This window comes from Rhizobium jaguaris (assembly GCF_003627755.1).
Taxonomy (GTDB): domain Bacteria; phylum Pseudomonadota; class Alphaproteobacteria; order Rhizobiales; family Rhizobiaceae; genus Rhizobium; species Rhizobium jaguaris.
In genome coordinates this window covers 377,958-398,987 of sequence record NZ_CP032695.1, presented here as the reverse complement: position 1 = coordinate 398,987, position 21,030 = coordinate 377,958, and the positions used below count along the sequence as shown (strand labels likewise).

Genomic DNA, 21,030 nt, shown 5'->3' with positions numbered 1-21,030 from the left:
CGGCGAATGCCAAAGTCCATCAGCACGAAACCAGTTCAGCGGCCTCCTAACGGGGAAGTAGCGGGATAGCACCAATGCATGACGACTACTACAAAAGCACGGCCGCTGACGAAGTTCAGCGGAGCCACGCCTCGACTGACGCGCGCATAAGCGATTTCATCCGATTTGGCATCATTGGCCTCTTCGCTTATTGGTCCTTCACAGTCATCGCGCCTTTCATATCGATCATTGCCTGGGCCGCGATATTGGCGATCGCTCTTTTTCCGCTCTTTCATCTGCTCTCGACGCTTCTGGGCGGCCGCGGCGTAATTGCTGCGACTTTGATCGTCGTCGCGTGCCTGGTCGTCATTATCGCGCCGGTGGCGGCCATAGTGTTCAGCTTTGCCGACGCTACACAGGGGTTCTTGACCGGCATGAAAGAAGGGACGATCGTGTTGCCGACGGCTCCTCAAAGCCTAAGAGATTGGGCTCCGTTCGGCGAGCGCCTTTACCAAGCATGGAACTACGCCGTAGCCAACTTCGCGGCGATGTTGAAGCAATTTCAGGGACCTATACGGGAATTGGCCGGAGTCATCCTCGAGAGAACAGCGGCCTTCGGAGGCAACGTTCTAAGCTTTATCGCATCAGTATTGCTGTGCGGCTTCTTCCTCGTTGCAAGGAGCCGGCTCATCACGGCAGTCAACATTGTTGCCATGCGCGTCGGGGGAAAAAGAGGCACCGACTTCGTTCAACTCGCAGGCATGACGGTGCGCAATGTTTCCCGGGGCGTCATTGGTATAGCATTATTGCAGACGCTGCTCTGCGGGCTGTTATTCGTAGTGTTCGACGTCCCTGCGCGTGGAGCACTGACCTTCATCGTCTTCATATTGTGCATCGCACAGATTGGGCCGGGCCTTGTGCTATTGCCCCTGGTCATTTGGGGTTGGTTCACATGGTCCTTCTCGGAAGCGTTGCTGTTTACACTCCTTTCGGTGCCGGTCACCGTTCTTGATAATTTCCTAAAGCCAATCTTGATCTCGCGCGGCTTGTCCACCCCCATGTCGGTCATCTTGTTGGGTGTCATCGGAGGGGCTTTGTCGCATGGCCTGGTTGGTTTATTTCTCGGCCCGGTCGTTCTCGGCGTCTTCTACGATCTGCTCGCTGCCTGGGCGAGCCCGGCACCACGTCCCGACGATAAGCCCGCTGCGGCATCCGTTTGAGGCCTATTGTGATCAAGACGACGTCTAATCACACTGCCCTCGGCTCTTGCCGGATACGATCATCTTGGCATGATCGCTTTCGCGACGGCATTATGACTTGGGCCGGTCGGCCGGCCGTCTCAACACCACGACGTTCGAGCGCCGGATCGCATCGTGTATTTCGTTTACAAGAGCGTCGACGAGATCGGCGTATTCCTGTCGTCGCGTCTCACGTACGCTTTCCGGCAAGCGGTCGACATGGGTGAGTGTTTCGACGGCTGCAGCCAAATCTTCACACATGCTGCGAAAGGTTTCGTCAATCTTGATGAGCTGTTGTACTCGCATGACCTCGTCAGGGAAGCGTACCTCCAAAATTGCGAGGGCGGACAAGTGCGCTGAATTGTTTTCTTCCGACATTATCCTCGCCTCACTCATCTGGGGTACGCCATTTAGATTGAGACATTATATTGGCACCACCTAGATTAGAGGTGTAATATACAGGAACATACGAGGGTACAGACGTCGACAAGGCGCGAGGGGACATCATGCAAAGTGCGCGAGCAAGCGGCGGGGAAAGTGCGTCCTCCCCAGAAATCAGCGAAATCAGAGAGCAACTTGAGCGGATCCTTGCAAGTGACGAGTTTCTCGCACCCGAGCGGGGCCGCAGATTCCTGGAATACATTGTAGAAGAGACGCTCGCGGGGCGTGCGGACTATCTCAAGGCCTATACGATTGCACAGGAGGTCTTCACACGGGACCCTTCCTTCGACGCACAGAATGACCCGGTCGTCAGAATAGAGGCGGGCCGCATACGCCGGGGACTCGAACGCTACTATCTGGTCGCAGGGCAGACGGACCAGGTTGAAATTACGATTCCGAAGGGTGCCTATGTCCCCTGTTTTCGCTACGCCGCCGCTGAAAGGCCTCACGATCAACCGACGGCGGAGGACGGCTTTGCGAGCGCCTCCGAAATGCCGAAACCGGTACCGGCCGCGGAGCATAAAGATCGGTCACCTCGTTTCTCATGGGCATGGTACGCGCTGCCGGCGGCCGTCGCCCTCGCACTGTTGATTGCGATCACCGCCTTCTTCTTCCCGTTGCCCTGGGCACGCAAGACCACCTCGGCCTCCATGAGCCTGGTCACACCCGAGGTGCTCGTCGAACCGTTCGAAGAAATTTCCAAGCAGGGAGAGCCTTCCGACATCGCCCGCGGACTTACCGACGAGGTCATTGGCGAACTGGCAAAATTCAAGGAAATCGCCGTTATTACGAGAGAGCCATCTTCCGGACCGGGTATCCAGCAAGAGGAACCGCGCTACGCACTGCAGGGAGGCGTGCGCGTCGGCGGAGACAAACTTCGGCTGACTGCCAGGCTGGTCCACCGAGCCGACGGATCGGTGATTTGGGCGAGCAACTACGACAGGGACCTTCGCGTTCAGGATGTCTTGGAGGTCGAAGCCGATGTCGCGCAGCGTGTCGCAACAGCTCTTGCCCAACCTTATGGCGTCATCTTCCAGGCCGATGCTGCACGCGTGGCCCAGTCTCCACCCGACGACTGGGATGCCTACGCCTGCACCTTGTCCTATTACAGCTACCGGGTTGATCTTAATCCGCAAAACCATGATGCGGTCCTCGACTGTCTCAAACGCACGACCGAGCGTCTGCCGAACTATTCGACCGCATGGGCATTGCTTTCCCTGACCTATCTGGACGAGGTCAGGTTCCAATACCAGCTCGATATGCGGCGATTGGCCGAGCCGTTGACGCTTGCCGTTGATACAGCCAAGCGCGCCGTGGACCTAGACCCGCAAAATGCACGGGCTTTGCAGGCACTAATGCTCGCGAATTTTTTCCAAGGCGATGTCGACGCAGCATTAAGGGCGGGAGCAGCCGCCTACGCCATCAATCCCAACGACACCGAAGTCGCTGGCGAATATGGTTTTCGGCTCGCTTTCTCCGGAAAATGGGACACGGGTTGTGAACTGATGTCGAGCGCGATCAACAGAAATCCAGGCCCGATAGGATACTACGAGGTGGGGTTGGCGCTCTGTGCCTACATGCGTGGCGACTACCAGGCGGCCGAACTTTGGGGGCGCATGGCCGATCTCAAATACAACCCCATGCACCATCTCGTCCTGCTCGCGGTATTCGGGGCTCAGGGCAAGCTCGAGGATGCCCACCAAGAAGAAGCCTGGCTGAAGGCGAACGCACCAGCTTTGTTGGCCAATATTCGCAAGGAAGTCGCTAAACGCCTGCAGCGCCCGTCGGACCAGGACCGCTTTCTTGAAGGACTAAGATCGGCCGGGATTGCAATCTCCCCCTGACAAACACGAATTTTGCGACACGTCCGCGCCCCTGCCGATAGACGATACGTGATGTTACGGGCGTTCGGGGCGTCGCAGCGCTACTATCTCCTCCTAGACCAAGGCCGGTTGGCTCGGCTGCGCCAGCCGGAAAGGAGGGACTGTGTTTCTTGACTATTTTGCACTTGGGGTGCTGTTTTTCGTGGTGATCACCCTGTTCTACGCAGTGATCGCAATTCACGACATCCCGCATCTGATCGCCAAGGCTCGCAATCATCCGCACCAGGACGCGATCCATATCGCTGGATGGGTGAGCCTGTTCACGTTGCACGTCATCTGGCCGTTTCTGTTCATTTGGGCGACCCTCTATCGGGAGGACCGCGGTTGGGGAATGCGGCCCGATGGCAAGTTCACGCACGAGGCCGAAGCGAACGCCGAAATCGCACGCCTTCACGCTCGCATCGCCGAGCTTGAGGCCCGCCCGTCGGAGAAGGAAAAAGTCTGATGGATCTGCTCCTTATTCTTACCTATGCCGCGATCTGCTGGACGATCTTTAAGGTGTTCCGGATTCCGGTAAACCAATGGACGCTTGCAACGGCCGTCCTTGGCGGGATCTTTCTGATCTCCGCCCTGCTGCTTATCATGAGCTACAACCATCCCTATTCCAGCGATGGGCGCATCTATTTCACCTCTGCACCCGTCATCCCCACTGTCGGCGGGCAGGTCGTGGAAGTGCCCGTCACGCCAAATGTGCCGCTGAAGAAGGGCGATGTCCTCTTCCGCATCGATCCGCGACCATACCAGTTCGTCGTCGATCAAAAGAGGGCAGCGCTGGCCGAGGCGGAGCAGAATGTCCTTCAATTGAAGGCTGCGCTCGATGCCGCCAATGCCGGGGTGGTCGGAGCAGAAGCCTCGCGAGATCGTGCGTTGCAGGCGTTCCAGAAATTCCAGGACTCAAACGAGAACGCGAAATCCAGTGGCCGGGGCGCTGTCTATTCCGAACTCGAAGTCGAAAACCGCCGCGGGCTTTATCTGACGGCCGAAGCGACCGCCGACACGGCACGCGCGCAGGCGGCGCAGGCGAGACTCGCTTATGAATCCGACATCAATGGCACGAATCCTACCGTGGCCAGACTGAAGGCGGAACTGGGCAATGCGGAATACGAGCTGGATCAGACGACGGTGCGCGCACCTAGCGACGGTTACGTGACGCAAGTCTTTCTCCGTCCGGGGATGATGGCGAACCCATTGCCGCTGCGTCCGGTTATGGTGTTCATCGATAGTGCGGACCGAATCCTTGCCGCTGCGTTCATTCAGAATTCGTTGCAGCGTGTGCGCGCCGGTGATGAAGCCGAGGTCGCGTTCAGGGCGGTTCCCGGCAAGATCTTCAAGGCCCGCGTCGCACAAGTCATCGATGTGATGGCCCAGGGTCAGCTTCAGCCGAGCGGAGCGCTGATAGACCCGCAGTCGCCCGAACGCGTCGCCCCAGGACAGACGCTGGCGGGCATCGAACTGCTAGAGCCGACCGACCAGTATCAGCTGCCAGGGGGCGCCGTCGCATCGGTCGCGGTCTATACCGACCACTGGCACCATGTCGCGATCCTTCGCAAGGTCCTCCTGCGTATGAGCAGCTGGATGAACTACGTCTTCCTCGAGCACTGAACGGGCTCGAAATAACTGCAGCAAACCGGCAGTGTGATGCTTGATTATTTGAACAAGCCAAACCAATCCCAGGTATTGCTGGGATTGGAACTGCGGATGGGTTTCTCGCCAACGCGTGTGGCCTGTCCCGCCAAGCTTCAGCCGGGCAGTTTCCGGATGGTGTCCATCAGCGCAATGATCAATGGCTTGGTGAATTGGGTGGAGAAATGCTCCGCCGACGCTGTTCGATGGCGGTCGTCCAGCGACAGGGCATTATGAAGTGCCGCGCGCTGGCGTTTCGAAAGGCCGCCCGGGAGTGCTGAGGAAATGCCATTCGCCTGTGCCTCCAAGGCGTTGGCGGCACCGAAGGGCCTTTCTCCTGTCAGCATCAGATAGGTTATGACGCCGAGGGAATAGATGTCGTCGCCCTCGCTGGGCTCTGCGCCCATCAGGCGCTGCGGCGAGGCGTAGATCGGCGTGACGGCACCGAGGCGGCCGAGGATCCGCACCGTATCCTCCTCGCCGAGGCGCGAGACCCGCGCGACCGGATAGGCAATATTGAAATCGATGAGCTTCACCCGGCCGCTGCGCTCGATGAAAACATTCCCCGGCTTGAGGTCGGCGTGAATGATGTTATTGGCGTGGGCATACCGAAGGGCGGCAGAAATGTCGGCGACGATTCTTTCGATCTGAGCAAGCTCCAAGCGATGTTCTCCCGCCTCCCGCAGGATTTTCGCCAGCGTTTGCCCTTCCAGATGTTCCATGACCATGAAATGGACGTTGCCGTCGCGGTCCATGTCATAGACGCGCACGATGTTCGGATGCTGGAGGTCGCGCAGCCGGCGCGCCTCACGGTACATGAGCGCAAGAATGTCCTGATCGGTTTCGGCATCCTCGACGATGATCTTCAAGGCGACGAAGGCGTTGGCGAAGCCCGCCCTGGCGGCGACCAGATCCCTCGCTTTGTAGACCACCGAAAGGCCGCCGCGACCGATTTCGGCAATCAGCTCGAAGCGGCCGCGAAGAATCGCACCTGGCTCGACCGTCGGCCACCGCGACCGCAGCGGCAGATCGACAACATCCTCGCGTTGCGCCTCAGCGCTCATGGTAACCCACCCAAACCAAAATGGCCGTCACATCGTCCGCCGACCCGCCGGCGATCGATTTTGCCAGCAGCCGATCGACGGGCGCATGGCCATCCGACCCAAGAAGATCGGCGACCGCCGTCTCGCTCATACCCTTGAGAAGCCCGTCGCTGCAGAGCAGAAAGACGTCGCGATCCCTGACTTCGATGATCCGCCGATCAACCTCGATATAAGGAGACGAGCCGACCGCCCGCGTCAGAACGCCACCTTCCCCTACGTGATCCTCGGAAATCAGATAAAGACAGTTATTGCGGAAAAGATAAAGGCGAGAATCGCCAGCCCAGAGACAACATGCATAATTCTCATCGATGATGACTGCGACGACCGTCGAACCGGAAATATCGGCTCCCGGCGTGGCTAGTGTCTGGTCGTAGAGCACCTTGTTGACGGTCTGGATTGACTGCGTCGCCATCTCGATCCTCTGCTCGAAGGACGCGTCGCCATCGAGCGTGCGCTCCAACAGTGAAATGATTGCGCCGCTGGCGACATGGCCGTCGCGATGCCCGCCCATGCCGTCGGCGACCGCGAAGAATCCGGCATTGAGATTGACGGTATAGGCGTCCTCGTTCACTGCATGCTTGCGGCCGCGGCTGGTCGCGGCCTCCGCCTCCAGGAACGGCGATCTGGCTGTCGGGTGTTCCGTCATCACGCCTCTGCCTCGCCCCGGATTGGCAGAGCCGACAGGGTCCAGCCATGCTTCAGCCATTCGCCGAGGAGGAAGGGAATGGCGGCCTGTGCGACGGGAAGACCGCGGCTGACGCAGAGGGCGGCGGGCTGCATCCGGGTGTCGTCATGCCACCAGAGGCAAAGACGGGAGGCCTCGCCGCCGGCGCCCGCCCAGCAATAGGCTGTCCGCGATGAACTGTGCTCAGCTGGACCGGACAGGCAAAGCATATCCTCTCCGTCACGCGGCAACAGCAGTTCCCGGTCGCCTTGGGCAGGAAACTGCTCGAGGGCTGCACGCAGCGCTTCGGCGCAGACATCAATCCCGGCAACCAGCTCCTCCCGGCTGGCCTGCCCCTCCATGAAGGCGAGCATCCGGGCCTCCAGACCATCGAAAAACGCATCGATCGTCGCAGTCGGCTGCCGAGCGGCGGGATCGAGATCGACCGATATCATGACAGTAAAGGGAAATTCGCGGCCGACGCGATCGATCGACCCCGCAAAAAGTCCGACCCAACCTTCCGGGCTCACGACGTCGCGCGCAAGAGCGAACCGCCAGACGGGCGATGTCAGGAAGGACTTCTGGAAAGAGGCGCCGCCAACCGGCCGTGCTGCGGCCAGCCAGCGCTGCATCTGGCTCGCCCAGATTTCCGTCATGCGAACCGGCAGGGCTCGGAAAACGAAATCGCCGACCGACGGAACTTTGCCGAAATAGCCCTGCGCCTCCATCGCCGCGCCGCGCCTATAGTGCCGCAGGGCAGCGGAAAGAGGAATAGAGATCGAGATTGAACGGGTTCGTCACGCTGCCGGCCTTAAGTCTGAAGCTCGCCTGCACCTTGTCCTTCGCGATCGAGAAGACGAACTGATCCTGGCCCTTGACATTGGCTAGCCCCGAATTGCTCAGCATGCGGAAGACTGCCCAATTGCCGGTGCGCTCCAGCGTCTGCGACGTGCCGTCCAAAAGGTTGATGCGCAATGTCGCGGTGCTGGAATCCAGCTTGCTTGGCCAAGTAAAATCCTGGCCTCGAACCGGACCGTGGCGATAATCCAGCTCGGCATCGTCGAGGATGAAGGAGGATTTGAGCGCCTTCGGATCGAGGAAGAAGGGCTCGACCGTGAATTTCGCCTGCGGCGTCGTGCCGCCGGCGCCGAAAAAGGCATCGCGGATCGTTTGTGCCCTCGCAAACTGCGCCAGGGAATCCTTTGAAAGACCGAGGCCCCCGCCCTGCCCGGCCAGTTCGGTCAGCTGCCTGCCCCGGACGCTGACGAACGGAGTGAGATAATCGGTGAAGAACTTGTCGATGATGCCGCTCGGTTTGAAAAGGTCGGAGAAATCCTGCAGCGAAACTTCCTGCTGCGAGTCGAGGGCGAAGGGATAGCGGTCCGCCAGGATGTTGTTGCAGGCAGGAACGACTTCCTGCTGCCAACGGCCGTTGATATAGGCGTAGCTCTGCCGCATCAGCTGGTCCAGAGTCCGCTTCGAGACAAAGCTGACCATGGACCGCACCGGCTCCGGCTTCGTCGCCGCTTGCGCCCCAAGCTTCGAAAAGCTGTCATTGATCGGGCTCTTGGCCCGCTGGGCGATGAAATCGTAGGCAGCGGCGGATGGATCCGGCGCCGAGGTGACGCTGGCGACAGTGCCCAGCATGTCGCCGAACAGCTGCTGCACTTGACTGAGCGAACCCAACGGATTCTGCGGGTCGACAAGGGAATTCAGCGGCCTGAACGCATCGCCGATCGGCGTGCCGGGCCATGGCGCATTGCCGAAGGCCGTCGAAATCGCTGTCTTCGCCATGGCGTCGGTCGCTTCGCCGGCAACCGCCGTGATCAGACCGGCCGGCCCACCGACCTTTGCCGCGGCCTGAGAAGCGGCCTCGTCGGCAGCACCGCCTTCCTTGACGGCCGGCAGCGGCAGCTCAGTATTCTCCCGGACTTCATTGAGCAAGGCGGTCAGCGGCGACTGCGGATTGGAAAGTTCCTGCAAGACCATCTGGGCACGGCTCAGCGAATCGAAATCGATAACCCGAACCTGGCCGATGGCACTGCGCCATGACGCGATATAATCTTTCACATAGGCGGCGACGATCTGCTGAGCCACCTTGTTGTAGGCATCATTGCTGATGGCGTTGTTGCCGAGAACCCAATCGGTGCCTGTTGAGTTGCGGATATATTCCGGCAGGCGCGGCAGGAAGAAATTATAAAAGCCGTTCTTGGTGTAAAAGCCCGGAATGACGCTGTTGCCGCCGAGCGCGGCGGTATCGGCTCGCAATACGCTGGTGCCAAGAACATTGACGATGCTGATCGGCGTCAGCTGATAGCGGCGGTCGGCATCCGTCACCATGCGCCGGTAGATATCCAGTGCCGGCGGAACCCGGCTCAGACGCTCGCGCGCATCCCCCACCGTGCCGCTGTCAGGCTGCGTCCGCTCCGGCAGGAGAGTGATAAGATGCTCCATGTGCGCGTCCATCCGGGAATGGTCGGCGGGGTTGAGGGCGAAAGCCGCATCGTTCTGCTTGGCGAATTCCTGCTCGACCTTCGGCTTGGCAAAGTTCTGGCCGGTGGTCAGCATCAGATAGGTTTCGAGCTGATCGCGCAGCAGAAGATTGTTGTTGTCGCCTGAAGAGGAAAGCAGTTGGACCTGTGTCTGCAGCCGCCTCGTCACCGTCGGCAGCAGGAATTGACCGAGCACATTGTCGTAGGTCGCACCCGCCGCAGAGGCCAGTTGCGGACGAGCGTCGATGCCGACGATCTGCCCGAACCAGCCGAAGGAACCGGAAACGTTGTCGCGCAGCGCGCTTGCGGTATCCAGCGCCGGCAGAATGGTGTTCAGGCTGCGATTCAGATTGGCCGCTCCAAGCCGGTCGCGCAGCGTATCAGCAGTGTCGTTGGTCTGCTTGATCTGCGCGAGCGACGCGCTAAGGCCGTACAGCCAGAAGCCGGAAAGCGCGACAGTAAAGACAACCAGCGCCGCATAGGCGCTGTAGCGGGCCGTCGCCAGCCGTCGTTCAAGCTTGGTGTTTCTGCCGACCAGATTCTGTTCGGCGAAGATGATATCGGTCAGAAGCTTGCGGATGAAGAAAGCTTTGCCTTGCCCGCTCATCGGCAGTTGTTGGCTGGGCGCCAGCGAGAAGCTGCGGCCCATGGCACCGAGCAGCCGGTCGAACGGCGTGCCTTCCTGAGTGCCAGAGGTGAAATAGACGCCCCGCAGAAGCGGCTGAGCCTCAGAACGATTGATGCGGAAGACATCGGTGACAAAGCCACGCAACGTGCTCGCCATGGAGCCGAATTCATGCGGAAACAGATAGATGCGGCAGCGGCGGCTGTTGCTGCGCTCGGCTGCGAGCTTGAGCGGGAGGCGACGCTCAAGGCGGGCAACGAGATCGGTGAAGCCGGACTCGAATTGCCGTCCGAATGTCATCTGCTCGTGGTCGCGATCAAAGGTCATGCCCCAGATCTGCTCGCGCTCCTCTTCCTGCGTCTCATCGAAGAATTCCTCGAAACCGGCAATCAGGTCGCATTTGGTGAAGAGCAGATAAACCGGCAGCCGCATGCCGAAGGTGCGGTGAAGTTCGCGCAGCCTCTGGCGCAGGGTCTCGGCCTGCTTCTGGCGCTCGGCATCGCTGGCGAGCACGACATCGGCGATGCTGACGGCAAGCAGCACGCCGTTGATCGGCCGGCGGCGGCGATGCTGCTTTAGAAGACCGAGGAAACCGTTCCACGCGGCGGCATCGATGCCGGCGTTGATGTCTTGCGTCGTGTAGCGGCCGGCCGTATCGATCAGCACGGCCTCGTCGGAAATCCACCAATCGCAATTGCGCGTGCCGCCGATTCCCTGAAGTGCCGGGTCGCCATCCACCGCCAGAGGAAAGTTCAGGCCGGAATTGCGCAGGATCGTCGTCTTGCCGGTGCCGGGCGGCCCGATGATGATATACCAGGGCATATCATAGATGAAATCGCGCTTGCGGCGGCCGCCGACCGGGTTGTCCCGCAGCGTCTTCAGCGTCTTTTCGAAACGCTCGCGGATGATCTCGATCTCGCCCGAGGAGAAGTCGCTGCCCATCGAAACGAGCTCGTCATTGGCAAGCATCGAGTTGATCAGCCGGGCATTGGCGCGGCGGGCGAGCAGATGGCGCAGAAACGTCACCAGCAGGTAGAAGACGAAGACGCCAATGATGATATAGACGCGCAGCGACGCATCCGCGAACGGCTTGACGCCCTTGATGGCAAGCGTCCCGCCGAAGAGCCAGAAAACAACCGAAAGTGCTGCAAGAACGAGCAGGATGATCAGGCTGGTCGGTCTGAGGAGAGTGACGAGATACGTTCTCAACATCGCGCGAAACCCTATCCCACCGTCAGCGCATGAATTTTAACGAGCACCGGCGCAAGTGCGTTGGAGAGCGTGAACTGCGCGTAGACATGCACGATGATGAGCACGCAGAAGGCCGCAACGACCACCATCCAGAGCGGTATGGCAGTGCGAATCCGCCGCCCGCCCTTGGCAGCCTTCCCCTCAGCGGAGAGCGGCTCTTCAGGTTTAGCCTCGGAATAGCGGCGGATCGTCCGCGAGAGGTCGTTTCGCAACTCCTCCAGGAGATCGCGGCCACGCTCCAGAACCCTGTAGCGTCCTTCGAAGCCGAGCATCAGGCAGGCGTGGATCAGAAGCAGTAATGGCAGCTTCTTCTCGCCATTGGTCTTGACGCGATCGAGGATGGTAAAGACCTTTTCGCCGCCCCAGGTTTCGTTGTGATATTGGTTCAGCAGGCTATTGGCGCTCCATTCGCTGCGACTGCCCCAAGGTGTCATCAGCACGGTCTCATCGAGCATGGAGCAGAGGACATAGCGGGCGGCGATGATGTCGCCGGCCTCGCAGCCGCTCTTCTGCGCCGTCTGCTGAAACCGGTCCATTTCCTCGGCGACCTGGCGGCGCAACGCTGCGACATCGGCGCGATCGACGGAGTTGCGCAATTGCGCGCCGATCAGAAGCAGCGGAGCGGCGGCGCGCACGAGCTTTCTCTCAGGCGTCGCCTCAAGTTGCTGGACGATGACCGCAGCGCTTTGCAGCGACGAGGTCCCGGTCGCGGGCGTTTCGGCGGGCGGGTTGGTGTGGCGATGGATAACGACGGTCGGCGCGTCCTCTTCGCCTTGGGCGGCGAGCGCGGTGCGAGCCCGCGGGCTCAGGCGCCGGGCGACCGTCGGGTGATCAGACTCCTCGCCTAGGCTGCTCATTGGGCCGTTCCCTTCTGGATCGCCCAGAGTTCAAGCTTGAGCCCCGGATATTCGCCGCTGACATGCAGCGCGAAGGCGGCCGAATCCCGAAAGCGGCTCCAGAGCGGATTGCCGTCGTCGAGCTCGAAATAGACGGCGTTCTGAATGAAGGGAATCTCGCGCGGCGCGACCGACAGCGGCTGCACGCCGATGCCGGGCAATTGCAGATTGACGAGATCGTGGATTTGCTCGACCGGACCGATCTTGACCTGGATCGGCATCTGCACGCGGATAGTCTCGAGCGCAATGTTTGCCCGTGCGATCAGCACGAAGCGTCGGCCAGCAAAGGTCACACGGTCCTTGATCTCGCCGAGCCAGATGCCGTAATCCCTCTCGGTCAGCGGGATGCTGACGGCATTGCGCTCGACGATGACGCTGAGCAGGTTGCGCAGGATCGGCATCAGGTTTTCAAAGCTTGCCCTCAGGTCGCGATGATTATAGCGGCCGAGATCCGGCAGCTTGCGTCCGGTCGCGGCAAAGGCCGAAAGCTCGCCGGCAAGGGCGATACATTCGCGGTAGACGATCTCCGGCGTGTGCGCGGCCGATGCGATCATGTGATCGAAGACTGCCTGATAGCGGTTGACGATGCCAAGCGTAATGAGGTCGATCGTGCCAGACCGTGTGCCACCGTCTTCGCCTGCAGCGCCCGAGGCCAGGGCATCGGAACGGCTTTTCAGGAGGCCGCGGATCTGCTCCATCAACGAGACGAGCCGCACACTGGCGCTGGCGACGAGCGCGGGCGGAATGAAGGTTTCCGACAACGTCACCTGGCCCTGCGCATCGACGGCGTCTATTTCGGCGATCGGAATATAGACAAGCTCGTCCAGGGACTCGCCTTCGATAACCAGGCGCGCGTTTAAGGCGGCGAGATAGATATCAGCTGGCGGACGATCCGCCTTGGCGCTATCGCGAAGCTCGGTTGCGACCCGTCGGAAGCGGTGTGTAGGATTGTCGTTGTCGGCGACATCAATGCCGCCGGGTGCCCGCAACGGCGCGGCCATGAACAACCGCTTGCCCTGAAAATCGGTGGTCAGATGCCGCGCGGGCGGCAAAGGCTGCGCTGCGGGCGCGGCATAGACCGTCCCATCTGGAAAGATCATCTCGACCGAGATGACCCTTACCTGGCCATTCTTAAGCGCATTGGGATCGAGCTGGAGGCTGCGCAGACCCCAGGAATGCGGCAGCAACGCCGCCACGCGCTGTTCGAGGCTGTCTTCGATCCAGCGGTCATATTGCTGCAGATGCTGTGGGCGAAGAAACATGCCCTCCAGCCACAATGGCTTACCCGTCGACACCAATCGTTCCCTCCGAGGACCTACTCCTCATAAACTCTCTGCCCATCAGCCGAACCAGCCGCTTGCCTTCTGGATCCGGACCGCAGCGCTGGTGAGATAGACGACCAGCCTATTCTTCGAACCCTTGTGCAGCTCGATCGAATCGCGCCAGGTCGCCGACTGGATGTTGCGGAAGGAGGCGACAACGCCGATATAGGCCGCTTCGCTCGAAATCTCCTTCTGGTATTTCTGCTGGCTACCCGGGGTCATCTCGTATTCGCGACTGGCGATGAGATCGGCGCCGAGGATCTGCGTATCCTTGTCGAAATCGAAGAAATTGGCGTTGTTGAACGCCTTGATGCCCTTCAGCTCATAAATCCTGACGACGACGGGAGATGCCGCGCCGGTCTCGCCCGGGTTGATGCCGGGATCGGCATTCAGGACGATGGATGTGGGCGTCGGATCGGGCGTATGGCCGCACCCGGTGAGCGCCAGAATGGCGCTCGCACCCAATCCCTCGAAAACGGCACGTCTCGTCACTGTCACTGCTTTTTCTCCCAATAGGCGGATGCCGCCTTTCGTGCCTGCTCTTCCTGAACCTGTGCAAACGCCTCGGCGATGATCTGACGGGCGACCCCGTCGATATTGCCGCTCATTCGGGCATGGCTTTCGACATAGGTTTCCCATTTTCCCTTGCGGGCGCCGAGACCGCGGATGCGCAGACCGCCCTCATCCTCCGCATCACGGGCGATGACGTCGGGCGAAAGCCGGCGGAAGAGAAGATTGATGGCGCGCTGCATGGCCGACATCGTCAGTACGGCATGCTGCTGCAGATCGGCGAAAGCGGAGGCGACAGATTCGGCCGGTGGCTGGAACCCGCCACCCTTGGTCAGAAACAGTTCGTCGAGCGCCAGTTCGGCGATCTTGAAATGCTTGAGCGCATTGTTTTCCTCCGGCTGCACCTGGGTCTCGTCCATCCGGAATTCAGTCTTCAGCAGACGCCGCGCCGCAAGAAGCGCAATCAGGCCCTCGGCCGTTTCGCGCACCACTTCACCGGCTTCCTTGGCAATCGTGCTCCCCCGCTCCGCCGTCACGCGCTCGGCCGGGAAGCCCATGCCTGTGAAAAGCGCTGCGATGATCGTCAAGTCTGCTGCTGCTGCGCCGGGATTCGCGATAACGGGAATACTCTCGGGCGGCAGCTCCGAACCAGCGGGCATGGGCGGCGATTTGGGCAGATCCGGTAGGGCGGTCGCAGACACGGCGGGCACAGCCGCGGCAGACGGCGGAGGCGGAATAGGCGGACCGGCATTGCCGTTCCCCTTCGCCTTTTCGAGCAATGCCGCCTTGCGCTCCTCGCGGCGGCTCTTCATCGCCTCAAGCGGATCGAAAGGCTCTCCAGCTACATTCCCATTTCCGGCGCGTGTCGCTGCGGCAGGAGTCTCGACTTTCACGAAATCCGCAAGCAGAGCCGGGCTCAGCGGCTCGGGTGGGCGGGCGGCGGCAACCGGCGGCAAAGGCGCCGACGGTACGGAGATACGCACGGGCACTTCTGCAGGAACCGCCTGCGGGACGAATGTGCGCGGCGGGCCGAAGGCGGTCAGCGGATCGAAATCATCCGGAATAAGCTTTGTCGCCGGTTGAGCCGGAGGCGCGGCGGAAGAAGGACGAGCGGACGAATCAGGATTGGCCGGTGACAGCGCGGGAACGGTCGACAAGCCGCTTTGCCTACTTGCGCCGAAGGACGCAAGAAAATCCTCGGGGATAGACCGGGTAGCGACCGGCGGCGGTTCGGGTGCCGGCTGAGGGATTGCGGCGGGCGGCAGTGCTACCGGCTGCGCCAGAGTGGGCGCGAGCGGCGGTACGGCAAATGCCTGGACCTGAGCTGCCGATATCGGCAGCTCGACGCTTGGACCGATGCCACGCGGACCGGGCGCAGCGGCAAAGAGATCGTCGAGGCTTCCGTCGGCAGCGGGTAAGACCGGCGACGCAACCGCCGGCGTGCCGCCGAAACCGGCGTGATAGCCACCCTGTCGCGCATTCTGAGCGGGAAATCCCGGTGCGGGATGGGAGGCGACACGAGGGCCGGCAATATCCATCGGAGCCGGCGTGTCGAGGTAAGCAAGCGGATCCTGCGAGTTGCGTCCCGCGGCTCCGTCGAACAGACCGTCATTGCGCAAGACCGGCTCGACACGCCGTTTCCCGGCCAGCGGTACCGGCGCATCGGGCCAAGGGGACGGCGCGGACTGCTGCAAGCCGGATGCCTGAAGGACGGGCAGACCTTGATCGGCCTCGCGAACCATCTGCGCTTCGATCAGGTATTTTGCGGCGCGGAATCGCAACTTGTCCTGCAGGACAATGGAATTGCCACGGCCGAGCGGGTCCTGCCGGCCGTCGAGCACGATACCGTTGGTGCTCTCATCGATCAGCAGGTAGCGGCCGTTCGAAAACTGTATCCGGCCATGAACGGAAGAAAGAATATGCTCCGGATCCGGCAGCACCCAATCGCATTTGGCAGATCGGCCAAAGATGCCGCCATCCGGCCCGAATGTGTGCTCGGTCTGCTCCGACGCATCGACGAGAGACAAGCGAACCTTCATTGCCCCGCTCTCGCCTCCCTGAAACGCTGCGAGTCCCCGGCGGCAGGCATGGGGTGGTACCCCGCATCGTCACCAAAGTCCTCGTCGTCCGGGTCTGCATCGCTATCCGCCTCAAGGACAGCGAGCCGCACGGTACTCTCCAGATGATCCGCATCATGGGCATAGAGCCACCCGGACCAGCCGAGCTTCATCTCTCCCAAGCATCCTATCGGGACGGTCTCAGGCTCGAACTCGAACTGCATGTCCCAATCGAGCGGCTCACGGTTGACCATGGACAGCAGTTCCGAGAGCTGCCGATGGCGGTTTCCTCCCGGAAGAAAGGGCGCAATAGCCGAAAACGGCGACCGGCCCAAACAGACCCGGAATTTCCCGAGATCATCGTCGATCTCGCCGCCGATGATCGTATCCTCGCCGAGCAGATTGTTCGCCACGCCAAGCTGGAACTGCGAATCCGTATCCATGACGACATGCCGGTCGATGAATTCCTCGATGCGGCAGGGTATCCTGAAGAAATTGGAGAGCGTTGCGGATACGACATCCGCGGAATTGGAATAGAGCGACAGAAGACCGACATGCGGCAGCAGCGCCGAACGTGAGATCTGGCCGATACGATCCCTATCCTCGATCGGAAAACCGCAAAGCGCCAGGAACCGCTTGGATAAAGCGTCCGATCCGCCGGTTTCGTAGCGAAGATAATAGCGGTACTTCCGCCAGATGACGTGAAGCAGCGAAATAAGGCGATGATTGAAAAGATCGAGCAGATCCTCGACGGAGGCCTGGGCCCGATCTTCCTCGATGATCCGTTCCGTGAAAGATGGCGGCAGTGGCGACGCAGGACCGTAAAGGCCGAAGAAATTGACCCGGATATCGAGACGCTCGCCGTCGTCACCATAGTCGACAGCGGAAAGATCGCCGGGGCCGAAGCTCAGGGATCGCGTCGCGCGGAAGCGGATATACTCCTCAGCGGGATCGCCGAGCGCGCCGATCGGGCGGGCGCCCTGCCGCTGCATCTCGATCAGCGTGATAAGTTGGTGGAAGCGGAAATGACGCAAGCCAGCCAGCCGATCGGCGCGGGCCTTGCGTGCATCGATCCGTTCTTCCGCCGATGCCGCGGCGATAACCGTGCCACCATCCGGGGTCATAGCGTCGCTGCCTCTCCCCATTTGGGAGTCCACTTATATGTCGTGTTCGTATCCAGCCCTCGCACCGAGAAACGGTGCAAGCTGTTGATGCTGGCGTAGGATTTCAGGAATTGATCCAGGATCGTGCCGAAGAGATACATTTCCCCTTCGCCGCCCATTTGGCTCTCGGAGACCGTCAGCGCCAGCTCATAAGCCCGGCTCGGCCGGCCACCGCGCATGATATCGATGCCACGCCGCTCGAAACGGCGAAAACTCTGCAGAAGGAGATCGCGCTGCTGCGCGGCCTGCTTGTCGGCATTGGCGCGAAAATCATAGGCGCCGACCACCGTGCGCAACGCCTCGACATCGATCAGCGATGCGAAATTGCGGGCCAGATTGGCAATCAGCGTCCAGAGGATATTGTCTTCGAGCGGCGGCGGCACTTCACCAAGGATCGGCGTGATGTTCGAGAAATCGAGCTTCGGCGGCGTCGACGAGGTCGGCTGATTGACCGAGCCGATGCCGTGCTGGAGGGCCAGCGGACCGTTGGAGCATAGAAGCTTCATCGACACCGTCTCCGTCTCCGGCCGGCCGATCTCGTCGAGACGGGTGACGAAGGAAAGGTAGTGGTCGACGCCGTTTCCGAGAATGGCCGGACGTACCTGCGTTCGGTAATAGAGCTTGGCCGTCCCCTCATTGGCGGGATCATGCCGAAAGCTTTCAAAGGCTTCGTAATCGATCCGCTTGCCGCTCCCCTGCACCCAGCCGACCACGGATTCCACCGCATGGACGCTGCGCTTTTCGAAACCACCCGTCGCCCGGACCGGATATTCCGAACGGTCGTGCGAGATCATGAGCGCCTGCCCCTCGACCGAAAAAAGATTGACGGCAGGCGACGTGTTGAGAGCGAACTGATCCGCAGTCAGCCGCGATGCCTCCGGAAAGCGCTGCGCCATGTCGAAGGAAAGGCTGAAGCCGTCGGTCTGCTGGCCGGCAAACCTTTCGAGGCCGTGCAGGCGGGCATACATGAACTTTTCCGGACAGGAGAAATATTCCTGCATGATGCGGAAGCCGTCGAACGAGCCCTGCGGATAGGGAAGCGTCGCTTCATCGGCGGAAAAGCCGAGCGGCTCTATCCTGACGGGCACGACAACCGCCTCGCCGCCCTTCGGCGTGAAATACACGCGCTGCACCTTTTCTATGAAAAAGAGGTAGAGCTGGCGGGCAACCGCGGCGTCGCGATGGCTGTTGAAGAAGATCGTCAACGGCGCCTCGGCAAGCGCCTGCAGGCCATTGCCTGCGATGCGCTCGAAATTGAGGGTCAACCTTGCGGTGTTCTTGCGGTTGTCGAGATCGACCCCCGTAATGTCGAGCGGCAGCACCGAAAGATCGTAGCTTGTGCTGAAAACCACCGCTTCGCCACCCAGGGGGTTCGTTTGAACCTGCGTGCCGCGCGGCACTTTCATCGAGGCGCCACTTGCCCCTTCGGCAAAACGGAACTGGACGGTGGTGATCGGCGGCACCGGGCGCAGATAGTGCGGCCAGACGAGCTGCAGCAGCGTCAGCGCCAGCTCCGGCATTTCCGCATCGAGCCTCTGACGGAGCCGCCCGACCAGGAAGGAGAAGCCTTCCAGAAGCCGCTCGACGTCCGGATCGGATGCCTCCTTGGCGAGATAGGCTGATAGGCGCGGATTGGCCTTGGCAAACAGGCTGCCCATTTCCCGCAAGTAGGAAAGCTCGTCTCGGTAATAGCTGTTGACGGACACTCGGTTCGACCTTCTATCCGTTGAGACGCATATAGCCGTCGCTGCCGAGGACGGAATCGAAGGAAATTCGCACGGTGCGGTCGCCGTGAGCGAGTTCGCCGTTGATGTGGAAGATCAGCTGGGACAGCTGGGTCTTGTCCTCGACCGCCCGGACGATGACGTTGCGGATACGCGGCTCGAACAGCCTGATCTGTCGTTCGACATCCCTGGCAATCAGCGGGATCGAACTGCGGTAGTCCTCTGTCGCGTTGAAATCCTGCAAGCCGTAATCGGGACGGGTCTCACAGCAATTGCGGCGACTGTTTAGGAGAGACCGCAGGTTGCTGAGCACGCTGTTCATGATTGCAGTGTCGTCGTTGACGGTAGAACCTGATCCGCCAACGACATCATCACGCTCAAGACGTTGCAACAAACTAACCGATACCATTCCCAACTCCCTTCCGACGCCGGCTCCAGCGGGCAAGATTGCCTCGTTTCAGGGCCGGCGGCGGCACTCAAAGCGCGCTTCAGGCCTTGTCCAGCTTACCCTTCAGGGAGAGGGTGAAATCCGCGCCCATATATTTGAAATGCGGCTGAACGGACATGCCGACGCTGTACCAGCCCGGTTCGCCATCGACATCCGAAACGGTAATCTGCGCCTTACGAAGCGGACGGCGCGAACGGACGTCGGCCGACGGATTGTCCTGGTCCGACACATACTGGCGGATCCAGTTGTTGAGCTCGTTTTCGAGTTCGCCGCGGTTCTTCCAGCTACCGATATTTTCGCGCTGGAGCACCTTGATGTAATGCGCCAGGCGATTGACGATCATCATGTAGGGAAGCTGCGTGCCGAGCCGGTAGTTCAGTTCGGCATTCTTGCCCTCGGCGGAGTTGCCGAAGAATTTCGGCTTCTGCACCGAATTTGCCGAGAAGAAGGCGGCATTGTCGCTGCCCTTGCGCATGGTGAGCGAGATGAAGCCCTGCTCGGCCAGTTCATATTCCTTGCGGTCGGAAATCAACACTTCCGTCGGAATCTTGCTCTGAAGCTGGCCCATTGCCTCAAAGGTGTGGACCGGCAGGTCCTCGACGGCACCACCGGACTGCGGGCCGATGATATTCGGGCACCAGCGATAGTTGGCAAAGCTATCGGTCATGCGGGTGACAAGGGCGATCGCGGCATTGCCCCAGAGGTAATTCTCGGTGCGGCCCTCGGCACGCTCTTCATAATTGAAGGCCTTGACCGGAACCGTTTCCGAACCGTAGGGCGTGCGCAGAAGGAAACGCGGCATTGCCAGGCCGAAGTAGCGGGCGTCTTCGGATTCGCGGAAGCCATTCCATTTGGCGTATTTTGGGCCTTCGAAAATCGATTCCATATCCTTGAGGTTCGGGATCTCTTCGAAGCTGTCGACGCCGAACATCGACGGTGCGGCGCCGGCGATGAAGGGCGCGTGCGACATGGCACCGACACTGGCGCAATATTGAGCGAGCTTCACATCCTGGGCGCCGGGGCCGAAGGCATAGTCGCAGACGACGGCACCGACCGGCTGGCCACCGAATTGGCCGTATTCCGCAGTGTAGATATGCTTGTAGAGGCCGGACTTCGCCACTTCCGGGCTGTCCTCGAAGTCGGTCAGCAGATCGGCCTTCGAGACGTTCATGATCTCGATCTTGATGTTCTGGCGGAAATCGGTGCGGTCGACAGCGAAGCGGAGGCTGCGCCAGGTCGATTCCAGCGTCATGAAGTCCTTATTGTGGAGGACTTCGTCGACCTGGGCCGACAGTTTCATGTCGATTTCGGCGATCATCTGGTCGATCGCGGCGCTGTTGACGGTGCTGTCGGCACGCGTCGGCTTCAGCAGTTCGGCGATGAAGGCGCTGACACCCTTCTTGGCGATATCATAGCCATCGTCGCTCGGGGAAAGCTTGGTTTCCTGCAGGATCTGGTCGAGGAGGGATCCCTCCGCTTCCTGGTAGGTGGTCTCGACTTGCTGCGCCGTCTCTCTCTCAGACATCGTGTGAGCCTTTATTCGGTCGTCATCAAAAACGTGAGTTCAGTCCTCGAACTCCACAGGCCGGGCCCGGCACAGCGGAGATCCGT

At 60.7% G+C, this 21,030-nt stretch carries 17 protein-coding genes; 4 read left to right on the top strand and 13 right to left on the bottom strand.

Annotated elements, in window-relative coordinates; all coding sequences use genetic code 11:
- The first annotated feature begins 74 nt into the window (after positions 1 to 74).
- On the top strand, positions 75 to 1,199 hold the full coding sequence (locus CCGE525_RS23955) for an AI-2E family transporter (protein ID WP_120706857.1): 1,125 nt from the start codon (positions 75 to 77) through the stop codon (positions 1,197 to 1,199).
- 90 nt (positions 1,200 to 1,289) lie between these two features.
- Here CCGE525_RS23955 and CCGE525_RS23950 read toward each other — a convergent pair whose 3' ends face one another.
- On the bottom strand, positions 1,290 to 1,595 hold the full coding sequence (locus CCGE525_RS23950; RefSeq protein WP_425375912.1) for a hypothetical protein: 306 nt from the start codon (positions 1,593 to 1,595) through the stop codon (positions 1,290 to 1,292).
- A gap of 128 nt (positions 1,596 to 1,723) precedes the next feature.
- On the opposite strand from CCGE525_RS23950, the gene CCGE525_RS23945 reads away from it, so the two are divergent.
- From CCGE525_RS23945 to CCGE525_RS23935, 3 genes are all read left to right on the top strand, one after another.
- Complete coding sequence (locus CCGE525_RS23945; protein WP_120706855.1) at positions 1,724 to 3,502, top strand: hypothetical protein; 1,779 nt, start codon at positions 1,724 to 1,726, stop codon at positions 3,500 to 3,502.
- A gap of 142 nt (positions 3,503 to 3,644) precedes the next feature.
- Complete coding sequence (locus CCGE525_RS23940) at positions 3,645 to 3,986, top strand: DUF3302 domain-containing protein (protein ID WP_120706854.1); 342 nt, start codon at positions 3,645 to 3,647, stop codon at positions 3,984 to 3,986.
- Positions 3,986 to 5,143 carry an HlyD family secretion protein gene (locus tag CCGE525_RS23935; protein ID WP_120706853.1) on the top strand — a complete coding sequence of 386 codons (1,158 nt, stop codon included), beginning with the start codon at positions 3,986 to 3,988 and terminating at the stop codon, positions 5,141 to 5,143. Before CCGE525_RS23940 ends, CCGE525_RS23935 begins: the two co-directional genes overlap by 1 nt.
- A gap of 137 nt (positions 5,144 to 5,280) precedes the next feature.
- On the opposite strand, the gene CCGE525_RS23930 is transcribed toward CCGE525_RS23935, so the two are convergent.
- The 12 genes from CCGE525_RS23930 to tssC form a co-directional block, all read right to left on the bottom strand.
- Positions 5,281 to 6,228 carry a serine/threonine-protein kinase gene (locus tag CCGE525_RS23930; protein WP_120706852.1) on the bottom strand — a complete coding sequence of 316 codons (948 nt, stop codon included), beginning with the start codon at positions 6,226 to 6,228 and terminating at the stop codon, positions 5,281 to 5,283.
- Positions 6,218 to 6,913 carry a PP2C family protein-serine/threonine phosphatase gene (locus tag CCGE525_RS23925; protein WP_162950288.1) on the bottom strand — a complete coding sequence of 232 codons (696 nt, stop codon included), beginning with the start codon at positions 6,911 to 6,913 and terminating at the stop codon, positions 6,218 to 6,220. The genes CCGE525_RS23930 and CCGE525_RS23925 overlap by 11 nt, the downstream gene beginning before the upstream one ends.
- A complete protein-coding gene (gene tagF, locus CCGE525_RS23920; RefSeq protein ID WP_120708595.1) occupies positions 6,913 to 7,659 on the bottom strand; it encodes a type VI secretion system-associated protein TagF in 747 nt (248 codons plus the stop codon). The genes CCGE525_RS23925 and tagF overlap by 1 nt, the downstream gene beginning before the upstream one ends.
- A gap of 13 nt (positions 7,660 to 7,672) precedes the next feature.
- Complete coding sequence (gene tssM / locus CCGE525_RS23915) at positions 7,673 to 11,260, bottom strand: type VI secretion system membrane subunit TssM (protein WP_120706850.1); 3,588 nt, start codon at positions 11,258 to 11,260, stop codon at positions 7,673 to 7,675.
- 11 nt (positions 11,261 to 11,271) lie between these two features.
- Positions 11,272 to 12,156: a type IVB secretion system protein IcmH/DotU gene (gene icmH, locus CCGE525_RS23910; RefSeq protein ID WP_120706849.1), complete on the bottom strand. Its 885-nt coding sequence runs from the start codon at positions 12,154 to 12,156 to the stop codon at positions 11,272 to 11,274.
- Positions 12,153 to 13,490 carry a type VI secretion system baseplate subunit TssK gene (tssK, locus tag CCGE525_RS23905; RefSeq protein ID WP_245472352.1) on the bottom strand — a complete coding sequence of 446 codons (1,338 nt, stop codon included), beginning with the start codon at positions 13,488 to 13,490 and terminating at the stop codon, positions 12,153 to 12,155. Before tssK ends, icmH begins: the two co-directional genes overlap by 4 nt.
- A 45-nt stretch (positions 13,491 to 13,535) precedes the next feature.
- Complete coding sequence (gene tssJ / locus CCGE525_RS23900; protein WP_162950286.1) at positions 13,536 to 14,015, bottom strand: type VI secretion system lipoprotein TssJ; 480 nt, start codon at positions 14,013 to 14,015, stop codon at positions 13,536 to 13,538.
- The gene (gene tagH, locus CCGE525_RS23895; RefSeq protein ID WP_120706847.1) at positions 14,012 to 16,066 is read right to left on the bottom strand and encodes a type VI secretion system-associated FHA domain protein TagH; all 2,055 of its coding nucleotides are present in this window, start codon (positions 16,064 to 16,066) and stop codon (positions 14,012 to 14,014) included. Before tagH ends, tssJ begins: the two co-directional genes overlap by 4 nt.
- Entirely contained in the window at positions 16,063 to 17,208 is a 1,146-nt protein-coding gene (gene tssG / locus CCGE525_RS23890; protein ID WP_162950285.1) for a type VI secretion system baseplate subunit TssG, read from the bottom strand. The genes tagH and tssG overlap by 4 nt, the downstream gene beginning before the upstream one ends.
- Positions 17,205 to 18,953, bottom strand: a complete 1,749-nt coding sequence (tssF, locus tag CCGE525_RS23885; protein ID WP_120706845.1) for a type VI secretion system baseplate subunit TssF — start codon at positions 18,951 to 18,953, stop codon at positions 17,205 to 17,207. Before tssF ends, tssG begins: the two co-directional genes overlap by 4 nt.
- 13 nt (positions 18,954 to 18,966) lie before the next feature.
- Entirely contained in the window at positions 18,967 to 19,380 is a 414-nt protein-coding gene (gene tssE, locus CCGE525_RS23880; RefSeq protein WP_120706844.1) for a type VI secretion system baseplate subunit TssE, read from the bottom strand.
- A gap of 79 nt (positions 19,381 to 19,459) precedes the next feature.
- On the bottom strand, positions 19,460 to 20,944 hold the full coding sequence (gene tssC / locus CCGE525_RS23875; RefSeq protein WP_120706843.1) for a type VI secretion system contractile sheath large subunit: 1,485 nt from the start codon (positions 20,942 to 20,944) through the stop codon (positions 19,460 to 19,462).
- Between the last annotated feature and the right edge of the window lie 86 nt (positions 20,945 to 21,030).

Bases quoted from the DNA above. Each gene is read 5' to 3' on its own strand.
- CCGE525_RS23955 (WP_120706857.1), top strand. From the start codon at position 75: ATGCATGACGACTACTACAAAAGCACGGCCGCTGACGAAGTTCAGCGG.
- CCGE525_RS23950 (WP_425375912.1), bottom strand. From the start codon at position 1,595: ATGTCGGAAGAAAACAATTCAGCGCACTTGTCCGCCCTCGCAATTTTG.
- CCGE525_RS23945 (WP_120706855.1), top strand. From the start codon at position 1,724: ATGCAAAGTGCGCGAGCAAGCGGCGGGGAAAGTGCGTCCTCCCCAGAA.
- CCGE525_RS23935 (WP_120706853.1), top strand. From the start codon at position 3,986: ATGGATCTGCTCCTTATTCTTACCTATGCCGCGATCTGCTGGACGATC.
- CCGE525_RS23930 (WP_120706852.1), bottom strand. From the start codon at position 6,228: ATGAGCGCTGAGGCGCAACGCGAGGATGTTGTCGATCTGCCGCTGCGG.
- CCGE525_RS23925 (WP_162950288.1), bottom strand. From the start codon at position 6,913: ATGACGGAACACCCGACAGCCAGATCGCCGTTCCTGGAGGCGGAGGCC.
- tagF (WP_120708595.1), bottom strand. From the start codon at position 7,659: ATGGAGGCGCAGGGCTATTTCGGCAAAGTTCCGTCGGTCGGCGATTTC.
- tssM (WP_120706850.1), bottom strand. From the start codon at position 11,260: ATGTTGAGAACGTATCTCGTCACTCTCCTCAGACCGACCAGCCTGATC.
- icmH (WP_120706849.1), bottom strand. From the start codon at position 12,156: ATGAGCAGCCTAGGCGAGGAGTCTGATCACCCGACGGTCGCCCGGCGC.
- tagH (WP_120706847.1), bottom strand. From the start codon at position 16,066: ATGAAGGTTCGCTTGTCTCTCGTCGATGCGTCGGAGCAGACCGAGCAC.
- tssG (WP_162950285.1), bottom strand. From the start codon at position 17,208: ATGACCCCGGATGGTGGCACGGTTATCGCCGCGGCATCGGCGGAAGAA.
- tssE (WP_120706844.1), bottom strand. From the start codon at position 19,380: ATGGTATCGGTTAGTTTGTTGCAACGTCTTGAGCGTGATGATGTCGTT.
- tssC (WP_120706843.1), bottom strand. From the start codon at position 20,944: ATGTCTGAGAGAGAGACGGCGCAGCAAGTCGAGACCACCTACCAGGAA.